A 24,018-nucleotide genomic window follows, 5' to 3' on the forward strand; every position below is an offset into this window, starting at 1 on the left:
CCCCACGGCCCGATTGGGCCGCAGGTGGCTTTGTTAAATCTCCGTGCTACGTTGTACTGCTTGCCACTGGTTGTGATTGGCAACCTGAGCATTGTTTGCTTTGAGGGCCGGCTGGCCCAGAATAATATCTGCGGCTTTCTCCGCGACCATAATAGTTGGTGCGTTGAGGTTGCCGTTCGGGATCGTCGGGAAGATAGACGAATCCACTACGTTCAGGCCATCGATACCATGCACCTGGGTGTTTGAATCCACTACGGCCATGTCGTCTTCACCCATTTTGCATGAGCAGGACGGGTGATAGGCGCTTTCGACGGCCTGGCGTACAAAGGCATCGATTTCTGCGTCGCTCTGCACGTCTTTGCCTGGCTGAATTTCACCGTCGCGGTAGGCATCAAAGGCCGGTTGCTCGATGATCTCTCTGGTCAGGCGAACACAGGCGCGGAAGCCTTCGATGTCTTCCTGGTGTGCCAGATAGTTAAATTGGATCTTGGGGGCCTGAGTCGGGTCGGCCGATTTAATGGTGACTTCACCGCGACTTTTCGGTTTGTTGTGACCAATATGGACCTGGAAACCGTGTCCGTCAAACGCACTTTTGCCATCGTAGCGAATGGCTGCGGGCAAAAAGTGATACTGGAGATCTGGCCACTCAACACCCGCTTTGGAGCGGATAAAGGCGCAAGATTCAAAATGATTGGTTGCACCCAGGCCGGTTTTGTTGAGGAGCCAGCGTGCTCCGATCAACCCTTTAGAGAACCAGTCCAGTTTGCCATTGAGGGTAATGGGCTGCTTACACTTGTACTGGAAATAAAACTCCAGATGGTCTTGTAAGTTTTTACCGACGCCGGGCAGATGATGCTGTACCTCAACGCCTGCGGCTTTGAGTGCATCCTGATCGCCAATCCCCGACAGTTGCAACAGGTGCGGCGAGCCGATTGGTCCGGCACTTAAGATCACGCGGCGCTCGGCTGTGGCACGATGGGTTTTGCCCTTACATTGATATTCCACGCCCACAGCGCGTTTACCATCCAGCAGCACCTTGTGCGCCAGCGCACCGGTGACGATTGTCAGATTGTCACGCCCCTTTACAGGGTCGAGATAGGCGCGGCTGGCAGAGCAGCGACGGCCATCTTTTACCGTCATGTGCATCGGGCCAAAGCCTTCCTGCTGCTCGCCATTGTAATCGTCAGTCTTGGCATATCCTGCCTGTGCACCGGCTTCGATAAATGCGCGATACAGCGGGTTGGCCATTTCGTTACCATTGTTGGTGCCAAGCGGGCCTTCACTGCCCCGATACGAGTCTTCGCCCAGATACCAGCTTTCGGCACGCTTAAAGTAAGGCAGACAAGCCTGATAATCCCAGCCCTGTGCACCGTGTTGCTGCCATTCATCAAAATCTTTGGCGTGGCCACGTACATACACCATGCCATTGATAGATGACGAACCACCCAGCACCTTGCCGCGTGGGCAATGCATCACCCGGTTGTCCAGATGCGGCTCCGGCTCGGTATGAAACTGCCAGGCGTATTTGTCGGTATTCATAGGAATAGACAGCGCCGTAGGCATCTGAATAAAGATGCTCTTATCGCTGCCACCCGTTTCTAACAGTAACACCCGGTGTTGTGGATTGGCGGACAATCGATTTGCCAGTACACAGCCTGCTGAGCCAGCACCGACAATAATATAGTCGAATACTTTTTTCATAATCTGGCTCCTTTGCTTAAAATGGGCTTTCGATTTGGCTCATTCCTACGTAAACAGACTTGGTCTGGGTGTAGTGATCCAGTGTTTCAATGCCATTTTCACGGCCAATACCGGATTGTTTGTAGCCACCAACCGGCATTTCGGCGGGTGAGTTGCCATAGGCGTTGATCCAGGTAATACCAGCCTGTAACTGGTGGATCACGCGGTGTGCACGCTGAATATCGCGGCTGAATACCCCAGCCGCCAGACCCAAGTGCGTATTGTTGGCACGGTTAATCGCTTCTTGTTCGTCATCAAACACCATGACGCACATGACCGGACCAAAGATCTCTTCGCGGACTATGGTCATGTCTTCGTGACAGTCGGTGAATATGGTGGGGGCAACAAAGTAGCCGTTAGGTGCCGAAGCCGGGCTCAGGGCATGGCCACCAGTCAGCACGGTCGCGCCTTCCTGCTTGCCCTGCTCAATGTAATCTAGCACCAGCTGCTGATGTTTTTTCGAGATCAAGGCGCCCAGATTTACTTCGGGATTAAGTGGATCGCCAGCGATAATATTGTGCTCTGTGCGGGTTTTAAGCTGTTCAAGGAATTGCTCATACACGCCGCGCTGCACATAAACGCGTGTACAGTTTGTGCAGATCTCACCCTGAGTGTAGAAGTTGCCCAGCATGGCAGCACTGACCGCCTGTTCGATATTGGCATCGTCAAATACCAGCAGCGGCGATTTACCGCCCAGCTCCATGGTCACGTCTTTGAGGTTAGAAGCAGCACTTTGCATGACTTTTTTGCCCGTGCCCACTTCACCCGTAAACGAAACTTTTTCAATTTCCGGGTGCAGTGTCAGCCACTGTCCGACTTCGGCGGCACCCTGTACGACATTAAAGACACCTGCTGGCATACCTGCTTCAACAAAGATCTCAGCCAGTTTCATTGCACCCAGCGGCGTTTCTTCAGATGGTTTAAAGATCAAAGCATTACCAGCCGCCAGTGCCGGGCCGGATTTCCAGCAGGCGATTTGCAGCGGGTAGTTCCAGGCGCCAATGCCTGCGCATATACCTAACGGTTCTTTGCGGGTATAGTAAAAATCATCGCCGACCATTTGTTGCTGGCCAACTTGTGCAGGCGCCAGTCCGGCAAAGTATTCGATCACATCAGCGCCAGTTTGAATATCAACGCATTCGGCTTCTTGCCAGGGTTTGCCGGTGTCCAGCACCTCGATTTTAGCCAGCTCATCGTTGCGCTCACGCAATAGCGCCACCGCTTTATTCAGAATTCTGCTGCGCTCAATCGGGGTCATAGCTGACCACTGCGCAAACCCGGCTTTGGCACTGTCGATGGCCGCTTTTTGAATGTGTGCATCTGCCACTTCAACGTGATAAATGACTTCGTCGGTCGCGGGGTTTTTTACCGCAAACTGCTCGCCGGTCTGATTGGCAAGGTAGCGGCCGTGAATAAAGTTCTGGTAGAGCGGTGTGGACATATTAGACTCCAAATTGTTGGATGAGGGACTGGATATAGCGTTTGGCCAGATCCTGCGCGCTGTCAAACTGCGCATCATCGGCTTTATTGAGAACGGCTCTGAGCCACAGGCCGTCGATCATAGCGGCACCCAGCTCAGCAGCTTCACGCGCTTCGCCCGGGGCCATTAACTGTTTAAACGAGTACAATAAATTACTGTAAAGTCGGCGCGCATTGACGCGCTGTAAACGATGTAACTCAGGATCATGCATGGAGTGCGCCCAAAAACTCAGCCAGGTACGGGTGGTGTCTCGTTGTTGCTGCACCACGGCAAAGTTGGCTTCGACAATAAACATTAGGCGCTGCTCAGGCGTACACCCCTGTGATGTCCGTTGCAATAAGCTGCGTTGCAGACTGCTCAGGAGGTAACGCACAGTCGCTTCTATGAGACCTTGTTTACCACCAAAGTAGTGGCTAATGATCCCCGAAGACATACCTGCTTTTTTACTGATGCTGTTAATCGTGGTGGCTTGTAATCCAAGCTCAGCCACTGACTGTAAGGTCGCCTCAATCAGTTGTTGGCGACGCACAGGTTCCATTCCGACTTTAGGCATATTTTTATTAATTGACCGTTCAATAAAAATAAATTTTAAGGTGAACAGGTGGAGAATTCAAGGTTGACATTTTGTAAATGATACTGGGTCTCTCACTCGTTTATTTCTATCTTTATGATATTTAAATAATTATATGGGATTGAATGAAAATTGAATTTGTCCTGTATGTGCTTCTATTTCGGCCGGAATTCGACCATCTATCACAAGAGTGATGTACCAACACTCAGCAGTAGATAGGTTTTTTGTTGTGCTGACTGCAAAAGTATTGACTGATAAGTCCGCTTATTTGGGTTGCGGTGTGTAAATGCTCTATTTCACTCAAAAGTCAAAATGCTTAGCTATACTTGCCAGAGATTTCTTGTTAAGTAAGCAGTATATGGCCCGATTAGTTACCTCTTTATTTATCTGCGTGATCTCGCATAGTTCAATGACATTGGCACAGGAGGGGGATGCGCTCTTTGCAATGTCATTTGAGGAGCTACTCGACCAGGATGTGACTGTTGCAGCTCGTAAGAGCGAATCCTGGCTGGCTTCATCCGGCACTGTGTACGTGATTAACCGCTCGGATATTGAGCGCTATGGCTGGCGTGATTTAAAAGAGATCCTCGCCTTTGTACCGAACATGGACTATTTCTACCAGTGGTCCTGGTTACCAGGAGGTCAGAGGGGGTTTACCGGGAATATGTCGGGTACCCTGATGCTGATAGATGGCCGTGAAGTGCAAAATTTGCTGGCTAATGAAGCTTTTATTATGAATAACTTTCCGAGCGCCAGAATTGAACGAGTAGAGATATTACAAGGGCCAAACTCCACCTTATATGGGGGTAATGCAACGCAAGGGGTGATCAATGTGATCACCCGCCTGGACAGCGGTGTGAACGAATTGTCATTACTGGTTGGTGATGTGGGAACGCGCCATGGGCATGGTCTGCTTCATTATCAACAAGGTGAGGTTGAACTGGCGGTGTCGGCCAGTTATTTTGAAAGCGATCAGGATTATCGTGAAATAGGTGGTTTTTTGGTCGATGATGACGCATTCAGCCGTAACAGCAAAGATCCATTAAGAAACCACAACCCCAATGACTTTCGCAATCGAGAGCAAAATATTACGCTGGACAGCCGCCTGACTACACCCTGGTTTTATCTTGGCAATAACCTCACTCGCACCACCAATGTTAGTGGTATAGAAGCTGTCGCGTTTGACTACATTACCGGAGATGACGCTTATCGTGGGTATAGTAGCTACTATCTGGGCAAAAATATGCAACCGTCCGTAAACTGGTCGGGCAATGTTGAACTGAGCTATTTTCGTGAGTACAAAGAGAAATATCGCCTCAGTGTGGATAACTCTGATCAGGCAACTCGTTATGAAGAACTGGCATTATACACTGAACGCGAAGACATAGGGCCGTCAGACAGGATACGGCTCAATACCCAATGGACCTACCAGGGCGGTTCTGATCAGGATTGGATCTTGGGGTATGATGGCTGGCGAACCGAAATCGGCCGCAAAGTCAAATACCGGCGAACCGCTGAGGGGGTTAGACTGGTTACGCCTGACTCCTGGCCGACAGACAAAGAGCGTTCTGATAAGCACGCCGTATTTGGCCAGTACTCAAGGCTGTGGCGCTTTGGTGAGCGCACGCTCAAAGTCAACGCCGGGCTTAGGTATCACCGTCAGGATTATACCAATGCCAGCTGGCTGCCCCGAGTCAGCATGGTCTATCAGCCAAACCCAGAGCAAGCGCTGAAACTGACCTATGGAAAGGCGTTTCGTCCACCCACAATTTTTGAGTTCGACCTGGTTGTTGACGACGAAATTGAATCGCAAACTATGCAGATGTACGAATTCAACTGGAGCAGTAAGTTTCGCTGGCGTGGGGTTGAATTTGCCAATATCTCTGTCCTGTACAGCATGCAGGCAAAGAACTTTTATCAAAAAGTACAGGACCCGAATACCCAGATTTGGCGCACCATAGTGGCCGGAGAGCACAGAGTATCTGGATGGGAAAACCAGCTGCGATGGCATGCCCAGCGCTGGCACGGGCAACTGGCTATACGCTATGTTTCACCGGATAAAACCCAGGTTGCAGGGCAATCTGTGGTGCTGAATGTACCAGGTTACAAGGTGAAACTGGGTTTAGGTTACACGCTGGATCAACACTGGCAGGTCTCTGTGTTTATCGATCATTGGGATAAAGTACTGACCGAAGCCAATCGCTTTCAACAAAGCGGCACTGAGGTCGTCACCATACCCGCCTGGATGACGCTCAATGCCAATCTAACTTACACAAAAGGCAACAGCACGATGGGCCTGTATATCGAGAATTTGTTCGATGAAACCTATTATCACGGCAACGCGCGGGGTGTGTCTCCCGTTAAGTATATTCAGGCGCCACGAAACTTGCGCCTGAGTTGGTCATATCGTTTTTAACGGGTAACAAAGCCGCCATTGACGAATAAAGTCTGACCCGTGATCCAGCGCGCCTCTTCACTGACCAGAAAGTCAATCATGGGCACGACGTCATCTATGTTACCAAGACGATTAAGCACGCTGGCTGCACTGAGATAGGCAACGGACTGAGCATTTTCTTCGCCGTGGAAAAATGCGGTATCTATCGGGCCAGGTGCTACCACATTGACAGTGACTTTCCGACTGCCAATTTCCTTAGCAAGTGCACGGGTAAAGTCTTCAAGCGGGGCTTTGGCACCGGCATAGGCGCCGTAAAGGCCAGTAAATGCGCCCAGTAATGAAGTGCCCATATTGATGATTCGACCCTGATCCTGAATATGCGTAGCAGCATGCTTCATCATTAAAAATGGTGCCTTGGTATTAATCGCGAAGAGTTGGTCATACTCTTGTTCAGAAATATCTGCAATGGCTTTTTTCAGGACTTTTCCGGCGTTGTTTATAACAATATCAACGCGGCCAAAGGTTTCCAGAGTCTGTCGGTATAGGGCCTGAACCTGGCTTTCATGACTCAGATCGCCCTGAACTAATAGTACTCGTCTGCCAATCTGAGCAATCTCGGCGGCGGTTTGCTCAGCGTCGTTAAGCGACGCATCACTGTGATAGTGTACGACAACATTGGCGCCACGCTTTGCCAGTGAAATAGCAAATGCACGTCCCATGTTTCGGGCAGAACCAGTAACAATGGCGACCTTACCGGTCAAATCAAGAAGGGTGTTTGAAGTAGACATAATACGCTCTCCTGTGTGGGTTAATTGACGAAAGTAAGCTTAGCTGCTTGCGTTTATTTCAGGTATGCCATAAGTTTTCATTTATTAATTGCATATATCGCAAAAAGCAATGAACACAAATGAACTCACTTTTTTGAAAGTGATTGAGGCGGGCAGCCTCAAAGGCGCAGCAGAGCAATTGAATACGGACCCTTCATCAGTGAGCCGTAAAGTGGCTGCGCTGGAGCGTCATCTGGGTGTTAAACTGATCAATCGTTCTACGGTGCGATCTCAGGCAACCGAGGCTGGGCTCCTATATTTTCAAGGACTAAAACACATTGCTGAGCAACAGGCAGTGTTGGAAAGTCGTCTGCGAGGTTTGCAGGATCAACCCAGTGGAACCCTGACGGTCGCTGCGCCAGTTGATTTTGGTACTCAGTTTGTTGTACCTGTACTGAACAAGATGCGGGCCGCTTACGCTGACCTTAAAGTCGAGTTGTTACTGGGAAGTCATTTTGAAGATCTGACTGCCAATGGCATTGATGTGGCAGTACGTGTTGGCATGCTGCCGGATTCAGGGTTGATCTGCAGAGGGTTGGGCACTGCTGAGCGTGTACTGGTTGCCAGCCCGGGTTATCTGGAGCAGATTGATGGGGTAACGGGTCCATCCGGGCTGAGTCGGTGCCAGTTTATATTCTATTCACGCGCTCAGGCTAACAGTCAGGTAAGTATAAAAAAAGGTGAAACAACATCACGAGTCAAAGTGTCAGGGGGCTTTACAGTTAACAGCGTGTCTGCAATCCGACAGCTGGTTTTGGATGGTAAAGGGGTACACCTTGGGCCGCGTTGGGCCTTTGAAGAAGCGCTGAATACAGGTGAGCTGGTGGCACTGCTCCCTGACTATCAGTTGGAAGGGTTTCCAATCCATGCTTTGTATCGGCCCGGAGGATATGTTCCTGCCAAGATCCGGTGTTTTATTGATATGATAAGCCAGCATTGCGAGCACAGCTTTGATACCAGGACAGGTACGCGATGATATGTTCACCTGAGCTGTTTTCAGTCTTTAAGTGTTTTGACCGCTATGGCCTAAAAATATATTTTGGGTGATTATATCAAGGTGTTGAGTAACCTGTTCCCTTGCGTCTGAGGTTCGACGGGATTATCGCCATATTGCTGTTTCAAAAAGTTGATAAAAACGCGCGATTTTTCTGGAATATACTTATTCTCTGGGTAAATAACATGCACACTTAACGGTTGTTTAATGGCGTCTTTCATTAGCTGAATAAGCGTACCGTCTGCCAGCTCCTCCTCGACCAGAAATTTAGGGATCAATGCGACCCCGGCGCCGGATTTGACCAGTGTCTTAAGAATATTGGGGCTGTTGACTGAAATCGGGGCCGATGTAAACAGTGCATCCCACTGATCGATATCTTTGTCATCTACCCAGTCGTTAATTGGCATTTTCTTATCAATGAGCCAGACATGGGTATTGAGGTCTCTGACACACTCAGGTTGACCGTGTTGTTTTATGTACTCAGGTGTTGCGCATAACACCATCGGAAATTGACATATTTGCGTTGCCACAAAGTCCTGAACTTCGGTGGAACCTACGCGGATTGCCAGATCGAAACTCTCTTCGACTAAATCGACTTTGCGGTTATTAAGTTCTAAATCCAGCTGGATATCAGGATATAAAGACATAAACTTAGGTAACTTAGGCGCCAGCACTTGCTCTCCGAATGTCACCGAGGTTGTGATCCTGAGCAGGCCTGTACATTTAGTGCTTTCCTCACTGACCTGATCCACCAGTGAGGTATATTCGTTCAATACGTGGACGATACCATGATAAAATGTCGTCCAGCCCGAGTCATAGAAACCTTTCTGGTTGAGCGGTTAAATATCTTGGTGGCATGTTGATTTTCAACTGCATTGACGTATTTACTGACAACGGACTTCGAAATACCCAGTCGCAGGGCTGCTGCCGTAAACGAGCCGGTTTCTGCCACCGCGATAACTGCTCTAAAGCCTTCTATAGTGTCCACAAGTTAGGTCCTTTTGTTTTCAATTTGTGTGATCAGTGTTTTCGTTTTGTATGTTTATTCTATGAAAATTTTAATGTCTAATGCTCCGCATGTCACCAATATAGGGAGCATTAGGTTGCTATCATGAGTAATATTCAGCTGTACTATCACCCGATGTCAGGGCACAGTCACAAGGTCCTCACTCTTGCATCAATGTTAGGGTTAAGCATAGAGACTGTGACCGTTGACTTAAAAGCTAAAGCACATTTGTCTGAATCATTTTTGCGTCTTAACCCGGCTGGCAAGATACCTGTGCTGGTCGATGGAGACAAAACGATCACTGACTCCCACGCTATCTTGTTTTACCTTGCCCAACAATACGACCAACAGCGAATCTGGTACCCAGATGATTTGCCAACCCAGGTAGAGATCCAGCGCTGGTTTGCGCTCTCTGCGGGCGAGCTGTGTACTGGTCCCGTCGCGCTAAGAGGGATCCGGATATTAGGTAAACCAGGCAATGAAGAACAAGCTATGCAGCTGACTATCAAGCTGTTTTCTCTTATGAGCAAACAGCTGGAGCAGCAGCCATGGCTGGCAGGCTCACACGCTACCCTTGCGGATATTGCGCTTTACAGTTACATCGCTTTGGTTATCAAACTCGAGCCAAGTCTGAGCGATTTTCCGCGCGTACTTGACTGGGCTGCACGTTTCGAGCAGCTACCCGGTTATCGCACATTACCAGAAAAATAAACCCGCATTGTATGTAATTGGAGGGGCCATGAACAGCTACATACGCACAAAAAATAGAGTAAATACACTAATTGACCGTCACCTGTTGATGGCCGTTCCATTGGTTTTGTCTGGTGTGATAAGTGCATCAGTAGAGGCCGCTTGTCCGGTGGATTATCCGGAAGAAGGGGCGATTAAAAAGCATATTGAACATGATGATATTGCAAATGGAAAGGCGACTTTAAAGCAGATCCATAAAATGGGGCGAGATCTTTTCGTTGCCAAGTTTAATAAATGTGATGGTCAGGGTCGTCCGGCAACGACCGGCGGTGGCGTGAAACGTGCTCCGGATCAGCCCGCTTTTATTCGTACCTCATCACCTGAAACGAATTCCTGTGCCGGGTGTCACTCTCAGCCAGCCATAGGTGGATCAGGTGAGTTTGTGGTCAACGCTTTCATTTTGGCACAGCGTTTGGACCCGGTTACAGAGTCCGTGTCTAATCAGTTTAGTAACGAAAGGAACACACCGGGCATGCACGGTGCGGGTGCCATTGAAATGGTAGCCCGTGAAATGACCTACGATCTGCGTGCCCAGGCCGAAGCTCTTCCTGACGGGGAACACACATTAATCTCAAAAGGAGTGTCCTTTGATATCCGCAAGGAAGGCGGATTGGTGGTGGAAAGTGAAGGCATTAATACAGATCTGATGGTCCGGCCATTTAACCAGTCGGGCAACATTGCCACTTTGCGTCATTTTACCGTTGATGCAATGAACCATCACCACGGCATGCAGGCAGAAGAGCGTTTTGATTTAAACCCGGGCAAAGGATTCGATAAAGATCACGATGAAGATGGTGTGGAAAGAGAGTTATCGGTTGGTGACATCACGGCACTATCTGTGTATCAGGCCAGTTTACCCGTGCCGGTTCAGGTGATGCCGCGAGCCCGTGCTGAGCGCAAAGCCGTGCGCCTTGGCAAGCGTAAGTTCAACGAGATTGGCTGTAACAGCTGCCATGTACCGGCACTTAAGCTGGATACGCCGGTATTTTCTGAACCCAGCCCGCTTAATGCGTCTCATACTTTCCGCGATACCAGTCGTTCGGTGCGCTGGGATATGACCAAGCAAGGTCCTAAGCCCCGGTTGAAGAAAAACCCAGATGGCAGTGCCACAGTATGGGCCTATACAGACCTGAAACGCCACAATTTGTGTGATCCGGTGGAGCGTGAAGATGCCATTCGCTTTTTCTGTAATGAAACACTCGATCAGGCTCGTCCGTCACAAGATGGCCGCCCGGGGAGTGAGTTCTTTATTACCAGAAAGCTCTGGGATGTAGGCAGTTCAGCGCCTTATGGTCACCGGGGGGATATCACGACCATTACCGAGGCCATCCTGTACCACGGTGGGGAAGCACGTCAAAGTCGTGACCACTTCTCGCTGTTACCGCTTTCTGAGCAGAAGAGCATTATTAAATTTTTGAAATCGCTACAAGTTGTAGAAAAATAAGATACCTAAGGAATGAGCATGTCTGAGAGTAAATTAGTTTCACTGGTAAAGCGCGATGATATTCCGTCTATTCGCACTATCGAGGTTAACGGTGTTGAGCACTGGTTAGGTCACGTTAAAGACTTCACCAAACATGAAGGGCTGACCGAGTTTTTGCCAAAGGATAACCGTATTTCGATGGCCTGGGTCAGACTGGAAGCTGGTGAGCAGCTGGATGAGCATATCCATCCTGTGGAATCGATGATCTTAATTTGTGAAGGCGGCGCGTCTACGCTTGGCGATGTAGAAACTGACATGGGCGCAGGGGATGCACTGCTGGTTCCACCTGGCCGCCCCCATGGTTTTATCGGCGCAGAGCCCGCGGGTTTCTGGGGCCTGTCATTACAATTCGATTCCCGTGGATTGTATGAAGACATAGCCGACCCTTGGGCGACGTTCCACGAAGACGAAAACTATGAATTGAAGCACGCCGATACCATAGTCGACAAACTGTTCCAGAAGAACGAAATCTTCAAAGATCGTTTCGATAAACATCGCTTGTTTGCACTGGTAAATAAAGGGCTGCTAACAGACTCAGAGACAAGAAATCGTTTCTTGGATTGTTTTCAGGTGTGGTCAAATCACTTCCAGAAAATGGTGTTTAACCGATATCTGACCAGTGCAGAGGGGGCACATTTAGATCTGGCCTGGGATCATTTAATTGAAGAGTTCGGTCACAATATGGACTTAGCTTCCAGCCGGGATTCGAGCACGCGTATTTTTGATCCGGTTCTTGAAGCGACCAGTAGCTGGTTCTGCAGTATTTTAAACCGCTTGTCTGACATGCAAAAGTTGGTTCTGATCCACCTGGTAGTTGAAGCCTCAGCTACTGTATTCTACAAGCATGTAGCGCCTGTGATGTCAGAAACACAGCATTCTCGCCATTTCCATGAGCATGACGATGGCGACCACGAACATGTCAAAATGGGCTATGACTTTGTGCGTCGTCAGACACCCAGCCTGAGTGAGGCAGAAGGTTTGCTTGAAATTCAGGAGCAAGGTTGGTCCATGCTGATGTCGGTGATGAGCCGGATCGCTGACTTAGTGGTCTATGGCTCAGAACGACAGTCAAACAGCAACGCAGAGCAAGCAACTAAGCAACCGGCAGCTGAGCTTGAATCATGAGTGAGTTCCAAGGATGGCCTGACGCGGGTGTGCGCAGGCTTCCCCAGCACATTTATGCCGACAAGGATAACTTTCAGCGTGAGCTGGACGCCATATTCTTCGCCGATTCCTGGAACTATGTGGCATTAAGCTGTGAGGTGCCAGAGCCGGGCGATTATATTCTGAGCTCGGTAGGCAATGTCGGTGTAATTGTGTCGAGAGACCGCAAAGGGGCAATTCGCGTTTTTGTGAATCGCTGTACTCATCGAGGCGCGCGGTTATGTGAGAAGCGAAAAGGCAACAACAAGCTGTTTACCTGTCCGTATCACGAATGGCGTTTTAATCTGGAAGGCCGCCTGGTGGGCGTGCCTTTGAGTCAGGGGGTGAAAGGAAAAGGGGGAATGTCGGCGCAGTTTGATCCGCAAAATCATGGTTTGAAACAGCTAAATGTATGTGAGCGACACGGTGTAGTGTTTGCCAGCTTTAGTAACGACATGGTGCCGCTTGAGACCTATCTGGGCCCTAAGATCCTGCGTTACTTTGACCGTGTATGTGATGGCCGTCCCTTAAAGGTGATTGGCAAGCATAAGCACGTTGTTGCCGGGAACTGGAAGCTGCAAATTGAGAATGTGAAAGACACCGTGCATGCGGCTATTTTGCACTCATTTTTCACCTTGTTTGGGATCTGGCGGTCAGATCAGGAAACGGAGATCGTGGTTGAGGACAAAGGCATGCACAGTGTGCTGGCTTCTACTGCCACATTTAGCAAGCAGCAGACTCACTCTGAAAAAGTTGATTCGGAGTTTTCATTACTTGATCCGAGTTTGATAGCCCATGAGGCTGAGTTTTCTCATGCGACTGGCGCAGTCATGACTATCTGGCCAAACCTGATTTTTCTGCAACAGTTGAACTGTTTGGTCATGCGCCATGTGGAACCGGTTAGTCAGGATAAATGTGTAAAAACCTGGACTTTCTTTGCGTATGAAGACGAAGACCCTGCGCTGACGGCACGGCGGGTTAAACAGGCCAATTTACTGGGAGCGTCGGGCCTGGTCACCATAGATGACAATGAGATCCTGGCTTCCTGTCAAGAGGGTTTACAGCAGCAATCAGAGTTTGAATGCGCCATTGAATATGGAGAAGGCACGTCAGATTGCGATCATATGGTGTCTGAATCAGCGATCCGTGGGTTCTATAACTACTATCGTCAGGTGATGGAGCTGTGAGCATGGAAGAAATGTTGAAAACCTTGTTGCTGGAGCGCTCTGTTCGCGAATTTTACCAGCGCTATCACGCCCAACTGGACCAGCAAATGTTGACCCAGTGGCCAGACTTTTTTACCGAAGACGCCAGTTACTTAGTGACCAATCGAGCCAACTTTGAAGAAGATATGCTGGTCTACAACGTGTTTTGTGAAGGCAAAAAAATGTTGATAGACAGGGCACTGGGCCTACAAAAAGCCGTTTGGTTTCGTGACCGATTGCAACGCCGGTTTGCGGGCAGCATAGAGATCACGCACCAAAGTGAACATGCATTAGAAGTGGTGAGCAGCTTTATGGTCACTGAATCCCGACAAGGAGAGCCTTCCACTTTGTTGCTTACCAGCGAAAGTCAGGACAGCCTAAGCGTCGCACCAGACGGTACGCTGCAATTTTCAAAGCGGCTTTGCATCATAGACGCAGAAGTGTTACCTGATTCGATAATTTACCCAATCTAACCGAGTGGGAGACGATGTGATGAATTCACAAGCTATGCAGGCACCAAGCCACCCGATGAAGCGTGTTGCGGTCATTGGCGCAGGGTTATCTGGCCTGGTAACCACCAAAGAACTGATAGATCAAAGCCACACTGTGGTGTGTTTTGAGCGCAGTGATGACATTGGTGGCGCCTTTTATAACAAAGAAAACGAAGGTGGGATCTATAACGACATCCACCTGACGGTTTCTAACTTTTTTATGGCGTTTTCCTCATTTGCGCCAAGAGAAAAGAATCGCAAGTACTGGACTGCCAGTGAATATATCGAGTATCTGCAAGACTTTACCGAGCATTTCAGACTAAGAAAGTTCATCCGTTTTAACACTGTCATTGAGTCTGTTGAGCCAGTTGGCACACAAAAATGGCGGGTGACTTATCTTAAAAACGGTGAACGTAAAGACGAGTTGTTTGATTCTGTTGCGGTGTGCAGTGGCAAGTTTCGCAACCCGTTATTGCCCTCTGTTCCCAACATGGAGCAGTTTAAGGGGACTATTCACCATAGTTTTGATTTCAAAGAAGCGTCAAAATTTAAGGGTAAAAAGGTGGTCTGCCTGGGGCTGGGAGAGTCTGGCTCTGACGTGGTGCACCAAATTGCGCAAGTTGCGCAAGAGACTCATCTGGTGGTTAAGCGCCCCAAGAGTATTATTGCCCGGGTGATTCTGGGTGATACCGGAGACTCCAGAACCACACGAGCTGCGCATTACTCTTTTTTGGTTAACCATTCGCTTTTTGAGGCCACACTGAAGAAACGGATTATGAATAAAGGCTTGAAGGTAAATGAGCAGAAACGTCAGCGACCTTTAAGCGCATTTTGGATGTGGAAGTTTCTGGTTAAATACGGCCTGCACGGCGAATTCAGTAATAAGAATGATATCTGGTTGCAGGATCTGGAAACCGGGCAAACCCAGCTGCATTTGTTCTCTGTAAAGCGTTTTGCTGAGAATGGTGTTTATCTTCACGATGGTCAGTTTATTGAATGTACCGATGTGATGATGTCGACCGGCTATGAGACGCAGTTTGACATGATCCACCACAGCGCAGCACAAGATGCGGCGAAGAATATCCGCTCTAACTTTTTACACATGATCCACCCGACATTACGAGACAGCTTAGTCTGGATTGGATTTACCCGTCCGGATGTGGGGGGCGTTCCGACCATTGCCGAGTTACAGGCGCGTTTATATGCCCGGGTTTTAGCGGGTAAAACTGAGCTGGCTGATTCGCACACGCTGCAACGGCGCATTGAGGAATATCAGCAGGAATGTCGGGAGCAATTCTGTCTGGAGCCAGACCGTTCAGAAAATGTGCGTTACTACCGATTTACCGGTGAGCTGGCCCGAACGCTGGGCGTAGAGCCTAAATGGTATCACTTGTTGCCAGACCCCAGGCTGATCTTCAACTTTTATCATGGCAGCTTAGTCGCCGCGCAATTTAGATTAAGCGGGCCGGGTAAAGATCCTGAGGCGGCCAAGGCGATGATCCGCCGAGTCGGTCTGATGCAGGTACCCACCTGGCATAAATTCTTTTTCTTTGGCCTAACCAGTGCTTTGAGTTTAATAGCACCTGTGGTGCGTAAGGTCGTAAAGATGTTGAAAATGCAAGAGCACAACTGGAATGACTACAAACAATATCAAAGTGTGGCAGATATCCTTGCGCATCAATGGCCATCGGGGCAGGCTTTCCCGTTGAGTAAGACTGACACTTTGGCTGAACTGTTTAGCCAGGCCTATGAATATGAAGGGTTTAAGTTCTTCTTACATTCTGAGTATGAGGTGCCCTTGCGGTTGCTTTCACCCTCTGCGTCCATTAAAGATATTGATGATTTTTTGCGCTTTCAGGAAGGCGCAGCGCCACTGGAGGAAAAGACTTAATTTTTTGAATGCTGGACGTAGCTGTGACACTACTGCCCGTAGCAAAGCCATGCCTGTTTAACTGCGCATGGCTTTTTTTGTTTGGGTACCAGTATTGATTGCTGAGAAAGTTGAGCTGCAGATACGTTTTCTACTGTATTGACATTCAGCCTGGTGGCAGCTCAAACCACAATGCCTCAAGTGGCGCTGTTGCAGTCACTGTAGCGGCTTCCCGTGCAGTCAGGCCCATCGCATCGCCAGGTTCTAGCCTTATTTCAGCAATTTGGGCTGAACCTTCAACTAGGTGTAGATAGCCCCAGCGATTATGTGTGTTCAGTGTGTACGTCTCACCTTTTGAGAGCCTAAGACGATGCAGACTGGCATCCTGATGAATGACCAGTGAACCGTGCTGGCCATCGGGAGTTGCAAGCGGTGTAAGCGGACCGTCTTGTTTGATATTGGCCTGCGCGTAACCGGGATTGAGCCCTTTAGCATTCGGGCGGATCCAGATCTGTAGAAAGCGAGTCTGTTCCGTGGCAGAGTGATTGTATTCAGAGTGCGTTATCCCCGTGCCTGCGCTCATCAACTGGACGTCGCCAGCTGGAATGATATGGTGGTTCCCTCGGCTGTCTCTGTGTTCCAGTGCGCCTTGTATGACATAAGAGATGATCTCCATATCACGGTGACCATGTGTATCAAAACCCTTACCTGGTGCGACCGTATCATCATTGATAACGCGTAATACGGAAAACCCCATATGCTTGGGATCGTAGTAGTGGCCAAAAGAAAATGTATGCTGGCTATGCAACCAACCCATATGAACCTGGCCCCGTTCTGAGGCGCGTCGTATTGATGGCATAAGTTTTATCTCTGAAAGTGGAATACCATGACTGTAATGTTTAGTTAAGTAGAATAAAATGCGTCATTATCGGCACTTTTATTCTGTTTTAAAGAATGAATATGTTGCAACTCATTGCGTGCCTTAGTGGATGTATATGCTAGAGTTATAGAGTTCGAAATAAGCCTGTGAATTCAGTTTCAGGGAGTGTTATGTCGTCTTTAAAGCAGTTTATTCCATCACCCGTAATTGCCGTTGCTGCGGCTTACCAGACGCACCTTGGCGGTATTGATGTCTTTATCTGTTTTGCTCAGATAGATGAAGATAACCAGCTGCTGCTCGAGCTGCGAGAAAGCCATCAGTTGAGTGTGGGAGATTTGGTCACTGTGCATTTGGATAACCGCACCGGCGTGAGTGAATATGATGCTGAGCTGAGTGTCTATCGTTTATCCTATAAGGGGCGAGTAACAGCATTGAATAATACTGAGGTCACCATAGCGCCGCTTGAGTACCTGGTTTATTATGGGATTTCGGTAGCGCTGGAATATCGGGCGCCGGGTTATGAATTCCCGGAAGATCCGCGTGTGCAAAACCCCTTGCCCTGCACACCTTTAACCGCAACGCCTGTGATGGATGAAGAAGAGCATGACAACAAAGTTGGCGTGCTGATCACCAAAGCACAGTCGCAACCACACACTACCGTGATGGCGTTTTTATCCAGCACCGATGACGATATCTTTTTTATCACTTTGCCACAAACCTTTAAATCCAGCCTGATGAAGCGGGATAACCAGTGTTATTTTGCGATCGACAATCGTGCCAGCTTTACCTTTGAAAACTATGTCGAGTGGAACTATTCCATTATTACCGGGCGGGTGCATCAAATAGCCACCAACAGTACTTTGTTTAATGAAGTGAGAGAGTTATTTATCTCTAAAAACCCCTGGGAAGTGGGCTTTTTCAGTCATCCTGACATTGAGATGTATCACCTGAAGGCAGAGAAAGTGGTATGTCCTAAGCGGTGATGTTACCTGTTTGACTTGCTTTGTTCTCGGGCTCTGGGCCGGTATGATGCTGAGGAGTCGCGTGGTAGGCCGTTGTCTGATCTAAATTCTGTTCTGGCGGGGGTCTGGTTGCAAAGCACATCCTCTTTTCGAGTTTCTTATGAGCCAACACAAACCTGACCCTTTTCATCCGTCATCCCGTGCTCGACACGGGATCTTGCCGAAGAGCACGCCGTTGATGGTGCATTTCCCGAGCTAACAGTCGTCTGTAGGTAGATACCGGCTCAAGGCCGGCATGACGGGGGAGTGTGCGCATTGTCTGGCATATCAGTCGTCTGTAAATAGATACCGGCTCAAGGCCGGTATGACGGGGAGAGTGTACATTGTCTGGCATAACAGTCGTCTGTAAATAGATACCGGCTCAAGGCCAGCATGACGGGGAGAGTGTAAATTGTCTGGCATAGCAGTCGTCTGTACATAGATACCGGCTCAAGGCCGGCATGACGCAGGGGAGTGTGCGTATTGTCTGGCATATCAGTCGTCTGTAAATAGATACCGGCTCAAGGCCGGCATGACGGGGGGAGAGTGCGCATTGTCTGGCATAGCAGTCGTCTGTAAATAGATACCGGCTCAAGGCCGATATGACGCAGAAGAGAGGTATGCATGTGAGGAGCTTGTGCCGAGCCGCAAGAGGAGATTTGGTTTTAAAAACAGCCAGTCTATTTGCATCATTGGCAAACTTTTGAGTGTAAATGTTGACTCATGTCATACAGAGCAACACGCTTTTCCTGCTCAGCGTCATGGAGGGATTTACCGCCCAATGTTAAGCAAAAAAGTCCATGTTAATAGTATTGAAATGGGCTGTTTTCTCATTAGTTAGAATAACCATTGCTCAGTGTTCATTGTGCTCTCGTAACCATTCATCACTTTTCCATAAGCGATTTTATCCAATAATTATAATAACTTGCAGGCCATCAAAGCAAAGCAACATAATGGGTGGCCGGATATGGAACAGCAATTTAAAGATCGCAGAGCAGAACTTTTGGTACAAAAAATGCGCCGTACCGAGCGCTTTATGAATCATCAAGGGCTTGAAAAGACAGCGGTGTCATTTGGCGATGAGCAGCTTGAGTTTATTGAGCATGCTATGGTCGACGGTCTTAATGAAGACACCATACGCACCATCGACTTTCACCGTCGTTGTCTGGCTGCGGGCATCGACAATGGTCGTCATTACTGGTGTTTTAAGCAGGACGAGCAATTGGTGGGTATGTCTGGCTATCATTATCGGTTATGGGACCCAAAAAGTATTGTCTGGGGTGGCTGGTTTGTTGCCGACCAGAATGTGTCGCCTCTGGTAAAAATGGCGATGCTGCTTGATACGCTCAAGGTATTGCTGGAAGAGACTAACTACGAAGAGTTATACATCGAGGTCTTCGCCGATACTGAGCAGTCAAATATTCTCAATATCTATCATTCTTTACAGTTCACTTCGCTTGGGCGTTTTGAAAGTTTCTACGGGCCGAAGCAGGATATGGTGGTGATGAAGCTGGAGCTGGCTGAGGTCAGGGCGCTGTGGTTAAACACCACTCGTCCACTTGAGCGAGTGCAGTAGCATGTTGCTTTTGTATGTTGAATCCGGTGCGGGCTCGCGAGCACTGGCGCTGGCGCTGGCGAACAGCTTTCGTCAGCAAGGTGAACAGGTCGAGCTGATGTCAGTATCTGAGCTGTTACCACCGTGGTTATCCGACATACTATTTGGCCAATACTATGAGTGGTGTATGTCGGGCAAGCAACATCACAGTAAGTTGTATGCTAGTCGCTGGTTTTACCCGTTTCTCTATCGGTTGTTACCTATGTGGCTGGCGTTCAAGGGTAATAATAAGCTTAGCGAAGCCAAAGCGGTGCTCCGTCGTCACAATAAAGTAGTGGCATGTAGTTACTATGGCGCTTTTTTTGCCCGCTATTTTGCCAGACTGGCAGGACACGAGATTGAGATCAGTGGCGTGCTGGGCGACTATCAGATTTCCAACGGCTGGCGTACCCTTTAACACGCCTGTTTATTTCGCACCAGTATGATCATCCGGTACTGGACTGGCATCGCGCCAGAGGTACCCGTATTTTACCTCTGGGTATCCCCACCGAGGGCTCGCAGGGTGTAACTATTTCACCTAAAACTGCAGTCCAGGCTTGTGGCTCGAGACTCAGTGTTTTGTTGTGTGGCGGCGGCTGGGGGCTGGGCATTTCTGCCTCTACGGTTGCGCTGCTGCTGACACAAGCGCAGTTTGGAAAAGTCACTGTCATTTGTGGTCAGAATGTGGCGCTGTATGAACAGCTGAAAACACGTTTTAGCAATGATATTGCACAACAGCGACTGGCGCTTACCGGGTTTGTGTCTGATATGCAGTCATTTTATGCGCAAGCCGACATCATTATCACAAAAGCAGGAGGTCTGACGCTGACAGAGGCGGCGCTGACTAATACCTGTCTGATCATTCATGGCGCTTTACCCGGGCAGGAACAACACAACCGTGCGGTATTTGTGGCGCAGGGCGCTGCGTTGAACGCCGAGTGTGAGCAGGAGTTGAGTGAGTTGCTAAGTCGCTTACAGACATCCGCCGAGCTGCGCAGGCAGACGGCCATGCAGGCTGCCTCTTTGGTTAATGCCAAAGCATCACAACAGATTTGTCATCATTTACTCGCAAGTAGCAAATAATATTGTAGGAGTCGACTATGTGGACTAAAAAAGCCACGCAACTAGCGGTCAGCGAATTACCGCAAGCACATCAGAACTTTATGGCCAGAAATCCGGGCTTTACCGCTCATCATCAGGCCAGTACCGAGCGTGTGGCTAATGCCCTCAGACGCTATGCCGCGAGCGGAAAAATTGAAGCAGATAATATCTGTAAGCTGGTAATTAAAATGACCAGTAGCTGCAACCTGCGTTGTGAACAATGTTTTCAATGGCGTGAAACCGGTTTTCACCATGGCCTGGATCCCACCGCGATTCCCTATGATCAGAGTGGGCACCTGTTTGATTTTGTGGAGCGCCAGCGCTGCGACATTATATTAACCGGGGGTGAGCCCACCTTACACCCCGACTTTCCAAAGTTTCTCAGCCGCCTGGCTGAAGCCGGGTGTTTTATCTACATCTGTACCAACGGTCTGATGATTAAACGCCACTTTGAAGTACTCAGTAAGTATCACGACCAGCTGGCTTTTTTAATCTCTATTGACGGTCCAAAGGACATTCATGACTCGATCCGGGGAAAAGGCACTTATAACAAAACAATGGCGGGTATTAAGCTGCTGGCTGAGGGCAAAAAGGAAGGTAAACAATGGCTGATTGGGGTGGAAAACACCATGATGGCCAAGAACCTGGACAGAGCGACAGAGTTACTGAATGAGTGCGAGCAAGCGGGTGTTGACTGGATGATCTACAACCACCTGTGGGTGGTGGATATGATGGCGCGCAGTGAATATCATCGTTTTTGTGAGGACTATGACACAGTGCCAAATTCCTATACCGGATTCGATATGGGAGATTTTCGCCCGGATTACATTGAGAAGGTAATCGAGACCATAGATACACTACGTGCTTATCCCGCGCAGATCCCGGTGCTATTTGGACCAGACTATGATGCTGATGAAATTCGTCAGTACTATCGTGGCAAGATGCCGGCACGGCCTCACTATCTCAAAATGGGCGTAAAACTGGACGTCGACATTGGCGGCAAGCTGGTGATGACCAAGCAGTTCCCGGATCTGGTTTTTGGTAATGTGCTCGACACCCCCATTGAGGAGCTAATCGCTTCTGAACCTTATCAACGAGCGGCTAAAACAATGCGTCAGCAGAGTCTTAAAGTGCTTAATGCCTGCCCTGATGCGCATAACTTTTTGCTCTAGAGGTGCCTATGTTGTCAGTGATCTTGCCGGCCCACAATGAAGCAGAGGCGCTCACAATCAGTTTACCTGCACTGGTCGCTCAATTGCCCGAAAACGCAGAACTGATCGTGGTTTGTGATCGTTGCTCTGACGCAACAGCAGAGATCGCTCGCCGATATACGGCGCGGGTTTTTTCCATTACCGCGGGCAGTGCTGCGGCGGCCCGTAATTACGGTGCAGAGCAGGCAAAAGGTGAAATGTTTTTATTTCTTGATGCCGATACGGTATGCAGTGAAAACGTGCCTGAACTGGTGGGCAGCTTGCCCTGGGCACTGGCAATTCAGTGTACGGAACCGCGCCGCTACAAAGTGACAGCGGTCACTGGTTAGGTCGTTTTATTGCGGCCGACATTAACCGTTTCAATCGTCGACATCAAAGCATGGGTGGTAATTGTTTTGTCGCAGCAGGCTTATTCAGGGCTGTGGATGGCTTTAATACGCAATTATTGCGTGGTGAGGACACCGATCTGGGTGTGCGCTGCCAGCGTCAGGGAGGACGGTATGTGTGGCTAAAAGGCGGCCATTTTGTCCATAACGAGCGCAAGTTTCGTACCCACGGCTACGTCAGATATTACTGCTCTTTGGTGCTCGGTGGTTTGCTTTGGCAGCTTTCTGAGCGGCTTTATGCCCGCAGTCTGGGAGGCCAGGCATGATAGACAAGTGCAAAGCCTTATGGCAGGTACTGTCACTCAAACTGGTGCTGTTAAGCAGCCTGAGTGCCTGTACCACCATTTTTATACTGCATACATTTACCATGGCACTGCAACTGGATAGCACGAATTCAGCCAACCTGATGCAAGGTGCGCTGTGGTTTGCAGTGGCTTTTTTGCGCTTTTGTTGTTGTTCAGCTCACTTTTCAGCGCAGTGTGATCCGGCTAACTGAAACCACCATCAAAAAGGTTCGGCTGGATATTCTGGACGCAGTGCGTCATGCCCGGTTGCAAATGGTTGAACAATTTGGCCAGGAGCGGATTTTGTCGGCGATTGCTTACGATGCCAATACGCTCAGCCAGCTGAATCAATTTGTTGCACTGAGTGTGGGTCACTTGTTCACTGTGCTAGCAGCACTGATCTATATGTTTGTGATTGCGCCTATGGGGGCACTTCTGGCGCTGGGGTTGATGGCCGTGGCGGTCATTGTTTATTGTTTGCGCTTTGCTGGTATCCATCAGGGGTATGAACGCGCACGCGAAGCCGAAGATAGTTTTTTTACACATCTGCACGATTTGCTGATGGGGATACGGGAGGTCAAACAAAATGCCACACGCAATGACAGCCTTTACCGAGAATACCTGAGTCGCGATGCGACCGAGGTTCAGCATAACAAAATCTTGGCCGAGTGCCGTTTTGCGCACAATCAACTGATGCTGATGGCTGCGTTATACCTGCTCGCTGCCGTGGCGGTATTTGTTGCACCGTTATGGTTTGCTTTATCACCGCAGCAAAGTATCAGTTTTGTCATCATTACCTTGTTTATCGTGAGCCCATTTCACAGCAGCATGGAGCTGTTTAGGGTGCTTAGCCAGCTTCAGGTCTCGCAAGACAAGCTGGCCGAAATTAAACAACTGGCCAGTGACGCGAGCGAAGACGACGCAGCGTTTAGTCAGGCTTCGTTTTCACATCAGCTGACACTGCAAAAGCTGACCTTTGAGTATCAGCAAGGGTTCGCTGTGGGGCCGATCAATCTGACGGTGAATCGAGGTGACATTGTGTTTATTTCCGGCGGAAATGGCTCGGGAAAAACCACTTTTATGCGTCTGCTGAGCGGCCTGTATACGCCAAAGAGTGGACAAGTCTGGCTCGACAACGCCGCGCTGGACAAGGGGCAGTTACTCACTTATCGACAGCTCTTTGCAGGTATTTCGGCCGACAGCGTGGTATTTGCAAATCGCTATGGTCAGCCTATGGGCGAAGAAACGATTAATCAGTGGCTGGAAAGGCTCGAGCTGAGTGACAAAGTCCAGTTTCGCGAGGGGCAATTCACCAATATTCGTTTGTCTACAGGTCAGTTGAAACGCCTGGCCATGGTGCAGGCTTTAATGGAGGAGCGGCCGATTCTGGTGCTGGATGAGTTTGCTGCCAACATCGACCCACAAAGCAGGCAGGTGTTTTACCGGCAGTGGTTACCAACGCTCAAAGCCATGGGTAAAACACTGTTTGTGATCACGCATGATGAGGCTTACTTTGATTGTTGCGACTGTCATTATTTGATGCGGGACGGTCAGCTTCATCCCTATCCGGCACAGACACTGTCATTGGTTAAATCGCACTAAGGAG

23 protein-coding genes are annotated in these 24,018 nt (G+C 49.2%); 17 read left to right on the forward strand and 6 right to left on the reverse strand.

From position 1 onward, the window contains the following. Positions 1-33 precede the first annotated feature (33 nt). The 3 genes from betA to betI are packed head-to-tail and all read right to left on the reverse strand — an operon-like array spanning position 34 to position 3,773. Positions 34-1,701 (reverse strand): choline dehydrogenase, encoded by a 1,668-nt coding sequence (betA, locus tag ELR70_RS02725; protein WP_054016322.1) that lies wholly within the window; start codon positions 1,699-1,701, stop codon positions 34-36. A 16-nt stretch (positions 1,702-1,717) separates the two neighbouring features. Beyond that, the gene (gene betB / locus ELR70_RS02730) at positions 1,718-3,181 is read right to left on the reverse strand and encodes a betaine-aldehyde dehydrogenase (RefSeq protein ID WP_054016321.1); all 1,464 of its coding nucleotides are present in this window, start codon (positions 3,179-3,181) and stop codon (positions 1,718-1,720) included. A 1-nt stretch (position 3,182) separates the two neighbouring features. Then, positions 3,183-3,773 (reverse strand): transcriptional regulator BetI, encoded by a 591-nt coding sequence (gene betI, locus ELR70_RS02735; RefSeq protein WP_054016320.1) that lies wholly within the window; start codon positions 3,771-3,773, stop codon positions 3,183-3,185. Positions 3,774-4,149: 376 nt separating this feature from the next. Between betI and ELR70_RS02740 the strand changes: the two genes are divergently transcribed. After that, positions 4,150-6,207: a TonB-dependent receptor gene (locus tag ELR70_RS02740; RefSeq protein WP_054016319.1), complete on the forward strand. Its 2,058-nt coding sequence runs from the start codon at positions 4,150-4,152 to the stop codon at positions 6,205-6,207. Here ELR70_RS02740 and ELR70_RS02745 read toward each other — a convergent pair. Then, on the reverse strand, positions 6,204-6,974 hold the full coding sequence (locus ELR70_RS02745) for an SDR family oxidoreductase (RefSeq protein ID WP_054016318.1): 771 nt from the start codon (positions 6,972-6,974) through the stop codon (positions 6,204-6,206). The genes ELR70_RS02740 and ELR70_RS02745 overlap by 4 nt on opposite strands. 109 nt (positions 6,975-7,083) lie before the next feature. Here ELR70_RS02745 and ELR70_RS02750 point away from each other — a divergent pair, with 109 nt between their 5' ends. Next, positions 7,084-7,989 (forward strand): LysR family transcriptional regulator, encoded by a 906-nt coding sequence (locus ELR70_RS02750; RefSeq protein ID WP_054016317.1) that lies wholly within the window; start codon positions 7,084-7,086, stop codon positions 7,987-7,989. 71 nt (positions 7,990-8,060) lie between these two features. On the opposite strand, the gene ELR70_RS02755 is transcribed toward ELR70_RS02750, so the two are convergent. Beyond that, positions 8,061-8,780, reverse strand: coding sequence for a substrate binding domain-containing protein (locus ELR70_RS02755; protein ID WP_164881418.1), 720 nt, complete (start codon positions 8,778-8,780; stop codon positions 8,061-8,063). A gap of 338 nt (positions 8,781-9,118) precedes the next feature. On the opposite strand from ELR70_RS02755, the gene ELR70_RS02765 reads away from it, so the two are divergent. Genes ELR70_RS02765 through ELR70_RS02790 form a run of 6 tightly spaced genes read left to right on the forward strand, consistent with a single transcriptional unit; the run spans position 9,119 to position 15,976 of the window. After that, the gene (locus ELR70_RS02765) at positions 9,119-9,724 is read left to right on the forward strand and encodes a glutathione S-transferase family protein (protein WP_054016315.1); all 606 of its coding nucleotides are present in this window, start codon (positions 9,119-9,121) and stop codon (positions 9,722-9,724) included. A 28-nt stretch (positions 9,725-9,752) separates the two neighbouring features. Continuing rightward, entirely contained in the window at positions 9,753-11,207 is a 1,455-nt protein-coding gene (locus tag ELR70_RS02770) for a di-heme oxidoredictase family protein (RefSeq protein ID WP_200908215.1), read from the forward strand. 18 nt (positions 11,208-11,225) lie between these two features. Beyond that, complete coding sequence (locus tag ELR70_RS02775) at positions 11,226-12,371, forward strand: cupin domain-containing protein (RefSeq protein WP_082353250.1); 1,146 nt, start codon at positions 11,226-11,228, stop codon at positions 12,369-12,371. Beyond that, entirely contained in the window at positions 12,368-13,576 is a 1,209-nt protein-coding gene (locus ELR70_RS02780; protein ID WP_054016314.1) for an SRPBCC family protein, read from the forward strand. The genes ELR70_RS02775 and ELR70_RS02780 overlap by 4 nt, the downstream gene beginning before the upstream one ends. Before the next feature lie 2 nt (positions 13,577-13,578). Beyond that, complete coding sequence (locus ELR70_RS02785) at positions 13,579-14,067, forward strand: aromatic-ring-hydroxylating dioxygenase subunit beta (protein ID WP_054016313.1); 489 nt, start codon at positions 13,579-13,581, stop codon at positions 14,065-14,067. A gap of 19 nt (positions 14,068-14,086) precedes the next feature. After that, positions 14,087-15,976 carry an NAD(P)-binding domain-containing protein gene (locus ELR70_RS02790; RefSeq protein WP_235577122.1) on the forward strand — a complete coding sequence of 630 codons (1,890 nt, stop codon included), beginning with the start codon at positions 14,087-14,089 and terminating at the stop codon, positions 15,974-15,976. A 145-nt stretch (positions 15,977-16,121) separates the two neighbouring features. Here the strand turns inward: ELR70_RS02790 and ELR70_RS02795 are convergent, their stop codons facing one another. Further along, positions 16,122-16,814: a pirin family protein gene (locus tag ELR70_RS02795; protein ID WP_054016312.1), complete on the reverse strand. Its 693-nt coding sequence runs from the start codon at positions 16,812-16,814 to the stop codon at positions 16,122-16,124. Positions 16,815-17,005: 191 nt separating this feature from the next. On the opposite strand from ELR70_RS02795, the gene ELR70_RS02800 reads away from it, so the two are divergent. From ELR70_RS02800 to ELR70_RS02840, 9 genes are all read left to right on the forward strand, one after another. Continuing rightward, on the forward strand, positions 17,006-17,818 hold the full coding sequence (locus tag ELR70_RS02800) for a hypothetical protein (RefSeq protein ID WP_054016311.1): 813 nt from the start codon (positions 17,006-17,008) through the stop codon (positions 17,816-17,818). Positions 17,819-18,803: 985 nt separating this feature from the next. Continuing rightward, a complete protein-coding gene (locus ELR70_RS02805) occupies positions 18,804-19,412 on the forward strand; it encodes a hypothetical protein (protein WP_054016309.1) in 609 nt (202 codons plus the stop codon). 1 nt (position 19,413) lies between these two features. Beyond that, the gene (locus ELR70_RS02810; RefSeq protein WP_128064450.1) at positions 19,414-19,848 is read left to right on the forward strand and encodes a hypothetical protein; all 435 of its coding nucleotides are present in this window, start codon (positions 19,414-19,416) and stop codon (positions 19,846-19,848) included. Between the two features lie 161 nt (positions 19,849-20,009). Next, a complete protein-coding gene (locus tag ELR70_RS02815; protein ID WP_164881419.1) occupies positions 20,010-20,513 on the forward strand; it encodes a glycosyltransferase in 504 nt (167 codons plus the stop codon). A gap of 17 nt (positions 20,514-20,530) precedes the next feature. Further along, positions 20,531-21,703 (forward strand): radical SAM protein, encoded by a 1,173-nt coding sequence (locus tag ELR70_RS02820; protein ID WP_054016307.1) that lies wholly within the window; start codon positions 20,531-20,533, stop codon positions 21,701-21,703. An 8-nt stretch (positions 21,704-21,711) separates the two neighbouring features. Further along, positions 21,712-22,071, forward strand: coding sequence for a glycosyltransferase family A protein (locus ELR70_RS02825; RefSeq protein ID WP_128064452.1), 360 nt, complete (start codon positions 21,712-21,714; stop codon positions 22,069-22,071). Next, positions 22,026-22,394 carry a hypothetical protein gene (locus ELR70_RS02830; protein ID WP_128064453.1) on the forward strand — a complete coding sequence of 123 codons (369 nt, stop codon included), beginning with the start codon at positions 22,026-22,028 and terminating at the stop codon, positions 22,392-22,394. The genes ELR70_RS02825 and ELR70_RS02830 overlap by 46 nt, the downstream gene beginning before the upstream one ends. Then, complete coding sequence (locus ELR70_RS02835; RefSeq protein ID WP_128064454.1) at positions 22,391-22,624, forward strand: hypothetical protein; 234 nt, start codon at positions 22,391-22,393, stop codon at positions 22,622-22,624. Before ELR70_RS02830 ends, ELR70_RS02835 begins: the two co-directional genes overlap by 4 nt. Next, complete coding sequence (locus tag ELR70_RS02840; protein WP_164881420.1) at positions 22,608-24,014, forward strand: ATP-binding cassette domain-containing protein; 1,407 nt, start codon at positions 22,608-22,610, stop codon at positions 24,012-24,014. Before ELR70_RS02835 ends, ELR70_RS02840 begins: the two co-directional genes overlap by 17 nt. Positions 24,015-24,018 lie beyond the last annotated feature (4 nt).

This window comes from Pseudoalteromonas sp. R3 (genome assembly GCF_004014715.1).
Taxonomy (GTDB): Bacteria; Pseudomonadota; Gammaproteobacteria; order Enterobacterales; family Alteromonadaceae; genus Pseudoalteromonas.

Excerpts from the sequence above, each read along its gene's own strand:
- betA (WP_054016322.1), bottom strand. The coding sequence starts at position 1,701 with ATGAAAAAAGTATTCGACTATATTATTGTCGGTGCTGGCTCAGCAGGC.
- betB (WP_054016321.1), bottom strand. The coding sequence starts at position 3,181 with ATGTCCACACCGCTCTACCAGAACTTTATTCACGGCCGCTACCTTGCC.
- betI (WP_054016320.1), bottom strand. The coding sequence starts at position 3,773 with ATGCCTAAAGTCGGAATGGAACCTGTGCGTCGCCAACAACTGATTGAG.
- ELR70_RS02740 (WP_054016319.1), top strand. The coding sequence starts at position 4,150 with ATGGCCCGATTAGTTACCTCTTTATTTATCTGCGTGATCTCGCATAGT.
- ELR70_RS02745 (WP_054016318.1), bottom strand. The coding sequence starts at position 6,974 with ATGTCTACTTCAAACACCCTTCTTGATTTGACCGGTAAGGTCGCCATT.
- ELR70_RS02750 (WP_054016317.1), top strand. The coding sequence starts at position 7,084 with ATGAACACAAATGAACTCACTTTTTTGAAAGTGATTGAGGCGGGCAGC.
- ELR70_RS02765 (WP_054016315.1), top strand. The coding sequence starts at position 9,119 with ATGAGTAATATTCAGCTGTACTATCACCCGATGTCAGGGCACAGTCAC.
- ELR70_RS02770 (WP_200908215.1), top strand. The coding sequence starts at position 9,753 with ATGAACAGCTACATACGCACAAAAAATAGAGTAAATACACTAATTGAC.
- ELR70_RS02775 (WP_082353250.1), top strand. The coding sequence starts at position 11,226 with ATGTCTGAGAGTAAATTAGTTTCACTGGTAAAGCGCGATGATATTCCG.
- ELR70_RS02780 (WP_054016314.1), top strand. The coding sequence starts at position 12,368 with ATGAGTGAGTTCCAAGGATGGCCTGACGCGGGTGTGCGCAGGCTTCCC.
- ELR70_RS02785 (WP_054016313.1), top strand. The coding sequence starts at position 13,579 with ATGGAAGAAATGTTGAAAACCTTGTTGCTGGAGCGCTCTGTTCGCGAA.
- ELR70_RS02790 (WP_235577122.1), top strand. The coding sequence starts at position 14,087 with ATGAATTCACAAGCTATGCAGGCACCAAGCCACCCGATGAAGCGTGTT.
- ELR70_RS02795 (WP_054016312.1), bottom strand. The coding sequence starts at position 16,814 with ATGCCATCAATACGACGCGCCTCAGAACGGGGCCAGGTTCATATGGGT.
- ELR70_RS02800 (WP_054016311.1), top strand. The coding sequence starts at position 17,006 with ATGTCGTCTTTAAAGCAGTTTATTCCATCACCCGTAATTGCCGTTGCT.
- ELR70_RS02805 (WP_054016309.1), top strand. The coding sequence starts at position 18,804 with ATGGAACAGCAATTTAAAGATCGCAGAGCAGAACTTTTGGTACAAAAA.
- ELR70_RS02810 (WP_128064450.1), top strand. The coding sequence starts at position 19,414 with ATGTTGCTTTTGTATGTTGAATCCGGTGCGGGCTCGCGAGCACTGGCG.
- ELR70_RS02820 (WP_054016307.1), top strand. The coding sequence starts at position 20,531 with ATGTGGACTAAAAAAGCCACGCAACTAGCGGTCAGCGAATTACCGCAA.
- ELR70_RS02825 (WP_128064452.1), top strand. The coding sequence starts at position 21,712 with ATGTTGTCAGTGATCTTGCCGGCCCACAATGAAGCAGAGGCGCTCACA.
- ELR70_RS02835 (WP_128064454.1), top strand. The coding sequence starts at position 22,391 with ATGATAGACAAGTGCAAAGCCTTATGGCAGGTACTGTCACTCAAACTG.